Origin of the sequence: uncultured Lamprocystis sp. (genome assembly GCF_903933125.1) — a bacterium.
GTDB lineage: Bacteria > Pseudomonadota > Gammaproteobacteria > Chromatiales > Chromatiaceae > Thiodictyon.
The window spans coordinates 1-13,546 of the sequence record NZ_CAIZIZ010000582.1 but is presented as its reverse complement, the minus strand read 5'-3'; the positions used below and the strand labels follow the sequence as shown (position 1 = coordinate 13,546).

Here is a 13,546-nt window from a genome sequence, read left to right as displayed (position 1 = left end):
TCTTCTCATCGAAGATGCTCGTCGCGATCTCTAGAACCCTCCAGAGACGCCAGAGCACCCACACAAGTTATCTAAACGAATTGTTAAAGATCTGCCACCAAACTCACCGCACCGCGCGGCGTAGCTCTCAAATTCTACAGCATCCCGCCGTGTTGTCAACCATCCCGGCCAACGCTCCCTCCCACGAACGCTACGCTTCCTTCGCAGCAAGCCGATCATTCTACATCATCTCGGCTTCGTGTCAAACTCTTTTTTTTAGCATCCTGCCGGCTCGCTCCGTCTGTTCCTTCCGCTTCTCCTTAGCGAGCCGACCATTCTACAACTCTGCTGGAGAGCGTCAAGACTTTTTTAGGATTGAGGTGCAACCCGCACCTTGGCGACCCTGCGCTTTCCCACCTGGTAGATATGCACCGCGTCAACCGGACACATCAGATGCGGATCCTCTACGCGGTCACCATCGATCCTGACCCCGCCCTGCCCGATCAGACGCAACGCCTCGGATGTGCTCTTGACCAAACCGGCATCCTTCAGGAGTCTGGCGATGGACAAGCCGCCGGAATCACCCGCGGCGACCGCGATCTCGAGCAGGTCCTCAGGGATGACACCCTGCTGGAAGCGGGCGATAAAGCGCTCCTGCGCAAGACGCGCCGCCTCGGCGGAGTGGAAGCGGGTGACCATCTCGGCCGCGAGTTCAAACTTGATGTCACGCGGATTGGCACCTTCCTGGACAGACGCCCGCCACGCCTCGATCACCGACATCTCGCGCGCGCTCAGCAGCTCGAAGTAGCGCCACATCAATTGGTCCGACAGGGACATGATCTTGCCGAACATATCGTCCGGCGGCTCGGTGATCCCGATATAGTTCCCGAGCGACTTCGACATTTTCTGGACGCCGTCCAGGCCCTCCAGCAGCGGCAGGGTGATCACCACCTGGGGCTCTTGCCCGTAAGACTCCTGGAGCTGTCGTCCCACCAGCAGGTTGAATTTCTGGTCCGTCCCGCCGAGTTCGATGTCAGCCCGCAGGGCGACCGAGTCGTAGCCCTGGATCAGGGGATACAGGAACTCGTGGACAGCGATCGGTTGGCCGCCGCGATAGCGCTTGGCGAAGTCGTCGCGTTCAAGCATCCGTGCGACCGTGTGCCGCGCCGCGATCTGGATCAGCCCGGCCGCACCCAAGGCGTCCATCCATTGGGAGTTGAACACCACCTCGGTCCGCGCCGGGTCAAGGATGCGGAAAACCTGTTCCTGGTAGGTGGCCGCGTTCGCTTTGATCTCATCACGAGTCAGTGGCTTGCGGGTCGCGCTTTTGCCGGTTGGATCACCGATCATGCCGGTGAAGTCACCGATCAGGAACAAGATATGATGACCAAGCTCCTGGAACTGGCGCAACTTGTTGATCAGTACCGTGTGACCCAGATGCAGGTCGGGTGCGGTCGGATCGAAGCCCGCTTTGACGCGCAGGGGACGCCCCTCTTCGAGTTTTTTTCGTAGGGCTGCTGGGAGCAGGATTTCCTCAGTTCCGCGCTGAATCAGCGCGAGCGATGCTTCGACTCTTTCCACCGGTCTGACCAGCCATGCAAATAACGTAAGCGCGGCAGGCTACGACGGCAACCCACGTTCACGCAAGCCCAAGCCGTGGTGCCGCGCCAGTCCGCACGCACGCCAGACCCGCGGTTACCGATAACCAACGGCAAGCCGCGGGGTGCGCACCGGGCAGCATCAGACTGAAAAAGAGGACCCGCACCCACAGGTCGTAGACGCATTCGGATTACGGATCACGAACTGGGCACCCTGCAACCCTTCCGTGTAGTCGATCTCCGCACCCATGAGGTACTGCATGCTCATCGGGTCGATCAGCAGCTTGACCCCATCGGTCACGACTTCGGTATCACCATCCTGGACCGCCTCGTCGAAGGTGAACCCGTACTGGAATCCTGAGCAGCCGCCACCCTGGATATAGACCCGTAGCATCAGTGCAGGATTTCCCTCTTCCACAATCAGTTGGGCGACTTTTGAGGCAGCCGGCCTGGTGAAAACCAAGGGGGTATCGGAAGAGGTATCGGCGGTGCTTGCGGCGGTCATTGGCGTGCTCTTGATAGCTGAAGTGATGACGACTGGTTAGATGTGTCCCCGGCCGACGGCGTTCAAGCGCCGCGACCGATCACTGGTCATTCAGGATCCAGGAAAAGCTCTCGGAGGTTTCCGCCAGTTGATCCCCTTCAGGCACCAGGGTGAGTGCGACCATGGCCGGAACCAGACCCGCGGGGAGGCTGAACTCGCCTTGGAAACGCTGAAAATGCTCAAAGCGCATCGTCAGGCGTCGGGGATCGGCGTGCGGTAACTGCTCCAGGTCGAACGCGCGCTCTTGCCCCTGTTGCGTACCGGTCACCAGGAACCTGACTTCACCACGCGACTCCCCGAAGCCAGGACTGAGCTGTGTCAAGGTGAACGCATAACGCACGAGCCCCTCCCCATCGCCCCGTGTCAGACGCAGATCCGCAACGCGCACCGCACCGCGGCCTCCCCCCTGAATCAATCGCTTGAGATAGGAAACCTCCTTGATCAAGGCAAGGCGTTCGCCTTGGACCTGCTTCAACTGATCCTGTAACGAGCGATTGGTCTCCAACGCGATCTGCCGGGTGCGCTCAAGCACCACCCCTTCCTGGCGCAGGGCGGTGATCTCCTCCTGAAACTTCAGCGCCGCCTCCGCGGTCACCGCGCTCGCGTCGGGTGCCCGAACTGCCGCGGCGATGGTCGTCGCGTCGGTCCGACCCAACGCGAATCCGAGCCAGAAGGCCGCGGCCACCAGCACCGCATAGCCGGCCAGGGCGAGCAGGTGCCACCAAAGCCGCGGCGGAAACCTGCTCATGTCCACCAGCCTCCCCGAAATCCTGGTCGCGTCCAATTGCGTGGCCGAGTCCAAACAGCGGCCACGAAAACAGCAAGCGATCTTGTCAGCAATCCCGGACTCAAGGCAGCAAAGCGATCGCTTCCAGACCGTCAGTCTCGCCCAGATCGAACATCAAGTTCATATTCTGGACCGCCTGTCCGGCCGCACCCTTGACCAGATTGTCGATCACCGACTGGACGATGACCACGTCCGCACCGGCTTGCCGCGTCACCGCGATGCGACACAGGTTTGAACCGCGCACCGAGCGTGTGTCCGGATTGGCACCAGCGGGCATGATATCGACGAAGGACTCACCCGCGTAAAACCGCATATACAGATCGGTCAGATCAAGCGTGGCGGCGGGGTCTTTGAGGCGGGCATACAACGTCGCCTCAATGCCGCGAATCATGGGCACCAGATGGGGAACGAAGGTCAGGTTGACCGGCGTGCCGGCGACCTGGGTCAGGTTCTGGGTAATCTCGGGCGCATGCCGATGTCCTTGCACCGCATAGGCTTTGAAGCCCTCCCCGATCTCGGCCATCAGCAGCCCGGTTTCGGCCTTGCGCCCGGCACCGCTGGCACCCGACTTGGCGTCGGCGATCAACCAGGTCGGATCGACCAGTCCGGCGGCCAGCAACGGGGCAAAACCCAGGGTCACCGCGGTCGGATAACACCCCGGATTGGCGATCAGTCCGGCGGTGCGCACCGCCGCCCGGTTGAGCTCCGGCAGCCCATAAACAGCGTCTGCGAGCAGCTCCGGACACGCGTGCGGCATCCCGTACCACTGCTCCCAGACCGCCGCGTCTTCCAGTCGGAAGTCGGCGGCCAGATCGATAACACGCACACCGTGCGCCAGAAGTTCAGGAGCAAGCTGCATCGCCGTCCCGTTCGGTGTGGCGAAAAACACCAGGTCGCAGGACCGCAGGGTTGCCGGATCGGGTGCGCTGAAGCGCAGATCGAGCAGACCGCGCAGATGGGGGAAAAGGTCTGCGACCGCCAGACCGGCCTCACCGCGGGAGGTGATCACGGCGACATCGGCGCGCGGATGACGGATGAGGATACGCAGCAGTTCCGCGCCCGTGTACCCTGTTCCGCCGACAATTCCGACCTTGATCATGATGTGCCCCTATAGAAAACAACGGCTGAAACGAAGGCCGGTGTGCACGATACGGGCCATGGCGACCGTCGCGCGCGTCTTCCGGCGGAAAATAAAAAAGCGGCCGAGGCCGCTTCTGAATGGGACGCTCTTCGGTCGTTTTTTCGTTAGCCGTCAAGCACCACGGGCCGCGCTTGGCGCGACCGGTGACGCATCAGGAACAGCCGCCGCCGGACGAACCGCCGTTCGACGATCCGCAACTGCCGCAACCGCCGCCCATTTGGGGCAAGTTGTTGAACACGAAGGTGGCGTTGCCTTCGCCATCGTCGACGAAGTCGATTTCCACGCCGCGCAAATAGCTCAGGGTCCCGTCATCCACCACAACCTTGAAGCCGTTACAGGCCAGGACGCCGTCGTCCGCGTTGATCTCATCGGTGAAGGTCATGCCGAAGCTGATACCGCTACAGCCGCCGGGGGTTGCGAAGACACGCACACCCTGAATGTTGTCATCGACTTGGCTGAAGAGCTCGCCCATCTTCGCCGTTGCCGGCAGGGTCAGCGTCAGCTCCGAGTTGGTCAGGGATGCGGACATAGTACATGGCCTCGGTAGTCTAAAACACGGCGGGGGACTCTAACAGAAAGGCCGCCGCACAATCCAGCGCAGAAAGTGCGCCAATCACATCCGTCGCCCTGCGGATCACATCCGGTTGGCGGCCGCCAGGTTGGCCAGATGGCGCTGCGCATCGACCAAATGCTGGCCCCAGTGGGCCTCATAGCCGAGGAACCAGGTTTCCAGGGTGCGTTCGGGGTTGGCATCGAAAGCGTCCAGCCCGTGCTTGAGTTCGCAGTAGATATCGGTCAGGTCATCGGCCAGACTGCCGGTCATGGCATCCGCCCCGTCATGGGCCCGATCGAACTCCAAAAAATACCCGTCCCGGTCGGCCAGCAGCGCCCGCAAGTGCGAAAACAATTCAAAGCGCGCATCCAGATCCACCGGATGATCGTGTTGCGCGTGCGGGACATTGCGGTGAACCGAAGTCATGGCGGCGTGCAGGTGCGGAAGCAGCGCGGCGATGTCACCCAACCAGGCCGCGACATCCGGCCCCGACGCGTTGATCAGTGCGCAGTAACGCCTGGCGGTGTTCAGCAACGACTGGACGCCGGCATCCGGATGACGGGAGGGATCGATCGGTGCATTCATGAGACACAGTGTAGACGGCCGGAACTTGAATGCCTGGTTTTGACATCTGAAAACCGGATGGCCGTCACACCTCCACCATTTCAAAGTCGTCCTTGCCCGCACCGCATTCCGGACACTTCCAGGTCAGCGGGACGTCGTCCCAGGGGGTCCCGGCGGCGATCCCGTCGTTTGGCCAGCCCTGTGCCTCGTCATAGATCAGTCCACAAATCACACACATATACGTCTTCATCATCGGCCCTGTCTGGTCGACCGGCCTCCTGATCCCCGCACTGATAGGGAAGCGCGGGTGGACGAACGCACGGTCGGGTGGCGCCTGACCAGTCGCGGCAGGCACAATCGTATTTTGGAAATCTGGGCAAGACCCGCTGATTGCAACGGGTATGACGCGGCCCGCGTCGGCCCAGGCTCCCCCTAGCGAGGCTCCAATGCACCCAACACCCTGGCCCCCAACCGTCCTCTGCGTCGGCGGCCACGACCCCAGCGGCGGCGCCGGCATTCTCGCGGACGCCGAGGCCGTGCGCGCCGCCGGCGCCTTCGCGCTGACCGTCGTGACCGCACTGACCGATCAGGACACCTGCGGTCTGCGCCACCTCTACCCCCAACCGGCCGCCCAGGTCGAAGCCCAATGCCGCGCCCTGATCGCCGATGGCAACCCCCGCGCGATCAAGATCGGACTGATCGGCGATGAACGCCTGGTGCCCGCCCTGTGCGCGGTGATCGACGCCAATCCGCAACTGCCGGTGGTACTCGACCCGGTGCTGGCATCCGGCGCCGGGCAGCGGTTGGGGAACCAAGCCCTCATCGACGCCATCCTGGATAGCCTGCTCCCCCGCATCACCCTGATGACACCCAATCTCCCCGAGGCCCGTCAGTTAAGCGGCGCCATTGATGCGGCCGACTGTGCCAGGAACCTGCTGGCGCGGACCATCCCCTGGATCCTGATCACCGGCACCCACGCGGAATCCGCGGATGTCACCAATCGACTCTACGGTCTGGACGGCAGCACGCACTCGGCGACCTGGCCGCGACTGCCCGCTGACTATCACGGGTCCGGCTGCACCCTGGCGAGCGCCATCGCGGCCCGCCTGGCCCTGGGGATGCCGCTGCCGCAGGCGGTGGCGGCCGCCCAGGCCTTCACCTGGTCCAGTCTGGCACACGCCTGGCGCACCGGCCGCTGCCAACTCACACCCAATCGGCTTTACGCCCTCCCTGCCGACCCGCTGCCGGAGGTTCCCGGACCCGGCGACCAGGCCGGAGCCGGCCGATGAACCGGCCATTGCGCGGGCTCTACGCCATCACACCCGACATCCCAGCGGAAACCCCGGACAGCGCCGATCGCCGCTTGATCGCGCAGGTGACCCAGGCAATCGCGGGCGGCGCCCGGCTGATACAGTACCGGGCTAAGGACCTGGACGAGGCGCGGCGCCACGCTCAAGCGGCCGCCCTGGCGCGGCTCTGTGACGCGACCGGGGTTCCGTTAATCATCAACGATGATCTCGAACTGGCGCTCAGCGTGGGTGCTGGTGTCCATCTGGGCCGTGACGACGGCGACCCGGCCGCCGCCCGTCGGCGCCTCGGTGCCGACGCCATCATCGGCGTATCCTGCTATGACAGCCTCGACCTGGCGCTCACCGCAGCCGCGGCCGGCGCCAGCTATGTCGCCTTCGGCAGCTTCTTTCCATCGACCATCAAGCCGCGGGCCGCCCGGCCCACTCCGGACCTCTTGACTCAGGCTCGGGCAAGGATCGCTGTGCCGCTGGTTGCGATCGGCGGCATCACACCACAGAATGCCCGCCTTCTGATCGCGGCCGGCGCCGACCTGCTGGCGGTGATCACCGGAGTCTTTGCCGCCCCGGACGTCGCCGCGGCGGCGCGGGCCTTCAGCCAACAATTCGAACCGGGCCTGCGCCCGCCGGAGCACCCATGATGAACCGATCCCACGAACTCTTTTCCGCCGCCCAGGTCCACATCCCCGGCGGGGTCAACTCCCCGGTGCGCGCCTTCCGCGGTGTCGGCGGCGACCCGGTGTTCTTCGAGAGCGCCCTCGGCCCCTACGTCTTCGACGCCGATGGCAACCGCTATGTGGACTACGTGGGCTCCTGGGGACCCATGATCCTCGGTCACGCCCACCCGGACGTCCTGGCGGCGGTCGAGTCCAGACTGCACAAGGGACTGTCCTTCGGCGCCCCGACCCAACTCGAAACCACCATGGCAGACACGGTGTGCTCCCTGGTCCCAAGCATGGAAATGGTCCGTATGGTCAGCTCCGGCACCGAGGCCACCATGAGCGCCCTGCGGCTGGCGCGCGGCTTTACCGGCCGTGACAAGATCGTCAAGTTCGAAGGCTGCTACCACGGTCATGCCGACTCGCTCCTGGTCAAGGCCGGCTCCGGCGCCCTGACCTTCGGCGAACCCAGTTCACCGGGCGTCCCCGCGGCCCTGGCCGAACTCACCATTACCTTGCGCTACAACGACCTGGCGCAAGTCCAGGAGACCTTTGCCGAGATCGGCCACGAAATCGCCTGCATCATCGTCGAACCGGTCGCCGGCAACATGAACTGCATTCCCCCGGTGCCCGGCTTCCTGGAGGGCCTGCGCGCGGTCTGCGATCAATCCGGCGCCGTGCTGATCCTTGATGAAGTCATGACCGGTTTCCGCGTCGCGCTGGGCGGCGCCCAAGCCCATTACGGCATCCGTCCGGATTTGACCGCGCTCGGCAAAGTCATCGGCGGCGGCCTGCCGGTCGGCGCTTTCGGCGGACGGCGCGACATCATGGAGCGGCTCTCCCCCTTGGGTCCGGTTTATCAGGCCGGCACACTGTCCGGGAATCCGATCGCCATGGCGGCGGGGCTCAAGACCCTGGAATTGATCTCGGCTCCCGGCTTCTATGACCGGATCACCGCGCGCACGGTCGAACTCACCAACGGCCTGCTGGCGCGCGCCGCCGCCGCCGGAGTACCCCTGGCGGTGAACCGGGTCGGCGGCATGTTCGGCATCTTCTTCACGGAGGCCCCCCAGGTCACCACCTACGCCCAGGCCACCGCCTGTAATCAGGATCAGTTCCGCGCCTTTTTCCATGCCATGCTGGAGCGCGGCGTCTATCTGGCGCCCTCCGCGTTCGAGGCCGGGTTCGTCTCCATCACCCACGAGAAACCCCAAATCCAGGCGACCCTGGACGCGGCGGAACAGGCCTTCGCCCAAGTCGCCGGCTAAGCGGCGCGCCCGATCGACCCCATGGAAGAGCTCTTCCACAACCTCCACGCCTGGGTGGGCAGCCACCCGGAGTGGGCCTATGTGACCGTGTTCCTGATCGCCATGGGCGAATCGATGGCGGTGATCGGGGTGGTGGTGCCGGGGGTCATTTCACTGATCGGCACCGGTGCCCTGATCGCCACCGGCGCCATCGCCTTCTGGCCGGCCTTCATCGCCGCGACCGCCGGCGGCATCGCCGGCGACGGCGTGAGCTACTCGCTGGGACGCCATTTCAACCAGCACATCCGTGAGCTGTGGCCGTTCTCGCGCTATCCGCAGCAACTCGAGTGGGGCGTGGCCTTCTTCGACCGCTACGGCGGTTGGAGCGTCGCCCTCGGCCGCTTCGCCGGCCCCGGCCGCGCCATCATTCCGCTGGTTGCCGGCATGATGCGGATGCCGCCGCGGCGCTTTTATTTCGCCAACGTCACGTCGGCTGCCGCCCAGACGCTGGCTTTTTTCATCCCCGGCATGATTTTCGGCGCCTCACTTAAATTAGCCGCCGAGGCCGCCTTGCGGCTGGTCATCCTCGGACTGCTCCTGGTGGGTGCCCTCTGGTTCACCTTCCGGCTTGCACGCCTGGTCTATCGACTGCTGGCTCCCCGTGCCAGCACCTGGCTCCAGGAACTGCTGCGCTGGGCCGACCTGCACCCGAACATGGGCCGCATCGCCCATGCCCTGGCCGACCCCGGGCACCCGGACGCCCGTGCCCTGACCGGGTTCGCCTTCCTGCTGATGCTCGCCTCGCTGCTGGTCGGGGCCATCACCGGCCTGACCCTGTTCGGCTCGCCCGAATCGGCACTCAATCAGGCCGCGCTGGATCTGGCCCAGAGCCTGCACAACCCGCTTGGCGACCGCCTGATGGTCCGGCTCGCCGCCCTGGGCGAGCCCGCCGTCATCCTCCCCATGGTGGCGGTGGTCTTCGTCTGGCTGCGCTGGCAGGGGGCGGACCGCCATGGCAACTACTGGCTGGCCGCCGCGGCCTTTCCGCTGGTCGCCACACCGGTCCTCGGCGCCTTGCTGGCGGTCCCGCGGCCCGATCTCGGTCTGCAACTGTTCCTGCCCTGGTCGTTCCCCAGCGGCCCGGTCTTATTGGCGACCTGTGTTTATGGCTTCCTCGCCGTCTCCATCGCCCGCGGCCTGGCCGAACGGCAGCGCTGGGCGCCTTACGCCCTGGCCACCACCACCGTCGCCGCGGTCGCCGCGGCGCGCGTCTATCTGGGCGCCGAGTGGCTCACCGGCATCGTCGACAGCATCGCCCTGGGACTGGTGTGGGTCGCCGCCCTGGGTCTGGCGTTCCATCGCCACAGCCGCGTCGCACTGCGCTCCAGCCTCTTCGGCGCCGTCGCACTGAGCGGCCTGATCGCCGGCTTCGTGTTCCACGGCTGGATCACCGACGACCGCAATCTGGCCAACCTGACCCCGCAGCGGCCCATCGAAATCCTGGCGCACGACGCCTGGCGCACCACCGACTGGGCCCGCCTCCCCGCCCGCCGGGAGGACATCAGCCAACGTGACCTACACCCCCTGACCATCCAGTACGCGGGCGACCCCGCCGCGCTGGCCGTCGCCCTGGCCGGCGCGGGCTGGGCACCGGTCGAGCAGCTCGATTGGGGCAATGCGATGCGGCTGCTCTCGCCCTCGCTCACCCTGGCTGAACTGCCTGTGATCCCGCAGGTCCACGATGCCCGTCACGAGGCCCTGGTGCTTGGCCGACCAGCGGGCAGCGACAACCGCGAGATCCTGCGCCTGTGGCCCACGCAGTTCAAACTGGACGACGGCACCCCCCTGTGGGTCGGCAACGTCACCCACCAGCACAAGAAGGTGTTGCTCGACCTGATCGTCTTCCCGGCCACCTCACCGGAGGAATTCGCACTGCCGACCGAACTCGCCGGTGGGGCGGACTACCTGACGACGAACACCGTACCGGGGGCCCGGACCGTGCTGATCGAATCGCTGCCGGCCGCGGCGGACCCTTGAGCCGATCTTCGGACGCCGGAGGCCTTGGTCATTAACCCGGCCTCCTCGAGATCTGCACGATCGTCGGTCCGTATAGCGGACCCAGAGCGCGGTCTTGCCGGAGGAGACGCTGTGCGAATCGCTCACGGCCGACCGGAACGATGATCAAGGCCAGTCGCTGGCGCGCAGCGATATCGTAACCATGTGTCTGAACGGGTTAGACTCACCCAGAGCACTGGAGCATCTGTCGGCAAACGTCTCGCACCGCTGGCCTGGTTTCCCCCGCTCAACAAACAAATCTAGCGGAACTCACCAATATGGTGGATACTTTGAGGCGACAACCCTGGACGGAGCCCCCGGACCCCCTGCCCGGCAAGCGGCGGAAACCGGGCCCTATCTACGACCTGGCTGCCGTGCAGGCCCGCCTGACGGGTGACGCCGTCTTCCTTGCCACTCAACGGTGCCGGAACGCCGTGCAGGATATGGATTGGGATCATGACGATGTTGCGCGCCTCATTCGCGCATTGACGTCTCAGGATTATCGAAACTCAGAGTGGTGTGAGAGCAGTGGCGGCGTGATCACCGATGCCGATGTCTATATGCTGTATTACGACCCTATTGATCAATGCCGTGGAGATCGAGCGCGGCACCGGCGCTACTATGTGAAATTCGGCTTCAGACCCAATGATCACCGTTTGATGGTGATGGTCTTTAGCTGTCATTTATCGCTTTAGAGATGACTATGAACGATTCTGCGATCCTCTGCCCCCTGTGCGGTGAAGGTCGACTGGTCGAGCACGCCTACGAGCGTGATTTCAATATCGAGGACCACGCCTACGTCGTCTTTGGCCTGCGGCATTCGTTGTGCAGTCACTGCGGCGAAGATATCACCACGCCCGATCAATCGCGGCACAACAAGCGCACCATCATCGAGGCGCGTAACCAGGCGGTTGCCGAGCGTGACCGCGCCCAGCGTTTGGTCCCGGCGGATATCCTGCGCATCCGCAAGACCTTGGGGCTGACCCAAGTGCAAGCGGCGCGTGTCTTTGGCGGCGGCCCGAATGCGTTCGGGAAGTACGAGAACGCCGAAGTGGCGCCATCCGATGGGATGGAAAAGCTCTTGCGCCTGGCCGATCAGGTGCCGGAAGCTGCCACTTGGCTGATGCGCCGCGCTGGGTTGCCCGCCCCGTCGCTGACGCCTTGTTCCCGCGAGAAGGAGTGCGTGGTCCTGCGGCGGTTAATCAAGGATTCGTTCCGCCCCACGCATTCGACGGCATCGAATTTCGGGTCTCCCTCGACGTGAACGAGGCGCCGATCGAAGACGACAGCGAGGCGCTGACCTTTATCGTCGCGCTTGGCATTGCCATCGATCAGGCCGAGGACAGACCGACCCCTTACAAGCTGGACATCGCAGCGCTGGGCCTCGTCGAGGTTTCTGAAAAGGTCGAAAAAGAAAAACGCCGCGATCTTGCCCTCGTCAACGGTGCCAGTCTCGTCTATGGCGCGATCCGCGAGTTGGTCACAACGCTGACTGCACGTTGCATCGCCGGCCCCTTGGTCCTGCCCACGGCGGACTTCCGGGACCACTCTGAAATTCTACTGCCCGCGACCGCAGGATCGGGGGATGGGGATGAGGCACCTGCTGGTACGCGGGTAGGCTGAGCGCTTCGCAAGCTTTATTGTCATCCTTCATTCTTTGCTGCGTGCCAGGGTCGCCAATGTCACTTTCAGAAGTCGTCTGCACCAAAGACAGAGCTAGGCAGCGTCCTGGCGGCCGGTGGCCACCGGGTGCGGGTCGATCTGCTCGATCCCATCGATAAACGCCTGCCCTGAGCTGGGCGTGGCGCGTCTTACTGAGCGATGTCGCCGATGGAAAATTCTCCCTATGCTCGGCCAAGGAAGACGAGATCACCGAGCAGGTACAAGATTCTCACGACGCCGGATCTTCGTCACCGGATCGAACACCGCCCCACCGCGGCGATGGCGTCGGTTAACATGCCGCGCTCGCACCATCGCATCCAACGGGACAGTCATGCAGATCTGGGACACACTCCTCGGCTCGGCCACCGAGATCGACCTGCTGCGCCTGGGTGAGGCGCTTGCGGTCGGCACGCCGCCGCGGACCGCCATGGGGGTGCTCCAGACCCTGCTGTGCGAGGCGGCGCGCCCCAGTCTGGCACGGCTGCTGGAGCATCTGGCCGATGACACGCTCACGCTCGCCTGTACCCGCCTCGGGCTACCTGTCGCGGAGACCGGGGCGCAGGCGCGCACGGCGCTGCTTGCGGCGGCGGGGGTGGGCAGCGGCGGCGACTGGCTGCATTGCGAGGTTCCGCGCCGCCGGCCGCGGCTCGCCTGGCAGGGAATGCAGGCGCGGCCCGCCGTCACCGGGGTCCCGACCCAGGTGCAGGAGGTGGTGAGCCCCGGGCTTGCCGCCCACCGGGACGAGCGCCAGGGCCAGTTCGCGGGGCTGGGAGCCGCACGGTCGCGGGCTGAGCAGCGTGCTCCGGTCAACCGCCTGATCTGGACCAACGACAACCTGGTGGCGCTCAAGACGCTGCTTGAAGAGCGTGACCCGCAGACGCGGGACTGGCGCTATCGCGGCAAGGTCGACCTGATCTATATCGACCCGCCGTTCATGGTGAACAGCGACTTCGTGGCCGATAACTCCATCAGCATTGATGTGGACAACGATGCCGGGGTGAGCGCGGTCAAGGAGCCGTCGCTGGTGGAGATACTCGCCTACAAAGACACCTGGCGCGAAGGGCTGGACAGCTTCCTGTCCATGATCCGGGCGCGACTGGTGCTGCTGAAGGAGCTGTTGGCGCCGACCGGGAGCATTTATGTGCACCTGGATTGGCATGCGGCGCATTATGTCAAGGTGCTCATGGATGAAATTTTCGGGTACGAAAATTTCACAAGTGAGATCATCTGGAAGCGGACTTCGGCCCGAGGCGATACCGATGGCTTCAATAGAATTCACGACGTGATTTTTGGTTACGCCTTAACTGACAAGCCCTATTTCTCGCCAGTGCTGATTCCCCATACGACGGATTACATTCGATCGCATTATTGCAATATCGATGAATCCTCCGGGCGCCGTTATTTGCTGGACAATATCGAGACTTTATTAATTATGCGGACAAACTGCTGG

General features: G+C 64.3%; 15 protein-coding genes. 8 read left to right on the top strand and 7 right to left on the bottom strand.

Annotation, left to right across the window (positions count from 1 at the left end; genetic code table 11):
- Positions 1–348: 348 nt before the first annotated feature.
- The 7 genes from tyrS to QZY03_RS31555 all read right to left on the bottom strand — a co-directional run bounded on the left by tyrS (position 349) and on the right by QZY03_RS31555 (position 5,416).
- On the bottom strand, positions 349–1,560 hold the full coding sequence (tyrS, locus tag QZY03_RS31585; protein WP_295588357.1) for a tyrosine--tRNA ligase: 1,212 nt from the start codon (positions 1,558–1,560) through the stop codon (positions 349–351).
- A 159-nt stretch (positions 1,561–1,719) separates the two neighbouring features.
- Positions 1,720–2,082 carry an iron-sulfur cluster insertion protein ErpA gene (gene erpA, locus QZY03_RS31580; protein WP_295588355.1) on the bottom strand — a complete coding sequence of 121 codons (363 nt, stop codon included), beginning with the start codon at positions 2,080–2,082 and terminating at the stop codon, positions 1,720–1,722.
- Positions 2,083–2,161: 79 nt separating this feature from the next.
- The gene (locus QZY03_RS31575) at positions 2,162–2,869 is read right to left on the bottom strand and encodes a DUF6776 family protein (RefSeq protein ID WP_295588353.1); all 708 of its coding nucleotides are present in this window, start codon (positions 2,867–2,869) and stop codon (positions 2,162–2,164) included.
- Between the two features lie 100 nt (positions 2,870–2,969).
- A complete protein-coding gene (argC, locus tag QZY03_RS31570; RefSeq protein ID WP_295588351.1) occupies positions 2,970–4,007 on the bottom strand; it encodes an N-acetyl-gamma-glutamyl-phosphate reductase in 1,038 nt (345 codons plus the stop codon).
- A gap of 193 nt (positions 4,008–4,200) precedes the next feature.
- Positions 4,201–4,578, bottom strand: a complete 378-nt coding sequence (locus tag QZY03_RS31565; protein WP_295588349.1) for an iron-sulfur cluster assembly accessory protein — start codon at positions 4,576–4,578, stop codon at positions 4,201–4,203.
- A 105-nt stretch (positions 4,579–4,683) separates the two neighbouring features.
- Complete coding sequence (locus QZY03_RS31560; RefSeq protein WP_295588348.1) at positions 4,684–5,187, bottom strand: DUF5063 domain-containing protein; 504 nt, start codon at positions 5,185–5,187, stop codon at positions 4,684–4,686.
- Positions 5,188–5,251: 64 nt separating this feature from the next.
- Positions 5,252–5,416 carry a rubredoxin gene (locus QZY03_RS31555; RefSeq protein ID WP_295588363.1) on the bottom strand — a complete coding sequence of 55 codons (165 nt, stop codon included), beginning with the start codon at positions 5,414–5,416 and terminating at the stop codon, positions 5,252–5,254.
- A 196-nt stretch (positions 5,417–5,612) separates the two neighbouring features.
- Here QZY03_RS31555 and QZY03_RS31550 point away from each other — a divergent pair, with 196 nt between their 5' ends.
- From QZY03_RS31550 to QZY03_RS31515, 8 genes are all read left to right on the top strand, one after another.
- Entirely contained in the window at positions 5,613–6,455 is an 843-nt protein-coding gene (locus QZY03_RS31550; protein WP_295588345.1) for a hydroxymethylpyrimidine/phosphomethylpyrimidine kinase, read from the top strand.
- Positions 6,452–7,114 carry a thiamine phosphate synthase gene (gene thiE, locus QZY03_RS31545; RefSeq protein ID WP_295588342.1) on the top strand — a complete coding sequence of 221 codons (663 nt, stop codon included), beginning with the start codon at positions 6,452–6,454 and terminating at the stop codon, positions 7,112–7,114. Before QZY03_RS31550 ends, thiE begins: the two co-directional genes overlap by 4 nt.
- The gene (gene hemL, locus QZY03_RS31540; RefSeq protein ID WP_295588360.1) at positions 7,114–8,400 is read left to right on the top strand and encodes a glutamate-1-semialdehyde 2,1-aminomutase; all 1,287 of its coding nucleotides are present in this window, start codon (positions 7,114–7,116) and stop codon (positions 8,398–8,400) included. Before thiE ends, hemL begins: the two co-directional genes overlap by 1 nt.
- A gap of 21 nt (positions 8,401–8,421) precedes the next feature.
- Positions 8,422–10,416, top strand: a complete 1,995-nt coding sequence (locus QZY03_RS31535) for a VTT domain-containing protein (protein WP_295588340.1) — start codon at positions 8,422–8,424, stop codon at positions 10,414–10,416.
- Between the two features lie 392 nt (positions 10,417–10,808).
- Positions 10,809–11,129, top strand: coding sequence for a hypothetical protein (locus tag QZY03_RS31530; RefSeq protein ID WP_295588338.1), 321 nt, complete (start codon positions 10,809–10,811; stop codon positions 11,127–11,129).
- Positions 11,130–11,137: 8 nt separating this feature from the next.
- On the top strand, positions 11,138–11,698 hold the full coding sequence (locus QZY03_RS31525) for a type II toxin-antitoxin system MqsA family antitoxin (protein WP_295588335.1): 561 nt from the start codon (positions 11,138–11,140) through the stop codon (positions 11,696–11,698).
- Positions 11,695–12,057 (top strand): protein-export chaperone SecB, encoded by a 363-nt coding sequence (locus tag QZY03_RS31520; RefSeq protein WP_295588332.1) that lies wholly within the window; start codon positions 11,695–11,697, stop codon positions 12,055–12,057. Before QZY03_RS31525 ends, QZY03_RS31520 begins: the two co-directional genes overlap by 4 nt.
- 370 nt (positions 12,058–12,427) lie before the next feature.
- On the top strand, positions 12,428–13,546 hold a 1,119-nt coding region (locus QZY03_RS31515), incomplete at its 3' end, for a DNA methyltransferase (RefSeq protein WP_295588330.1).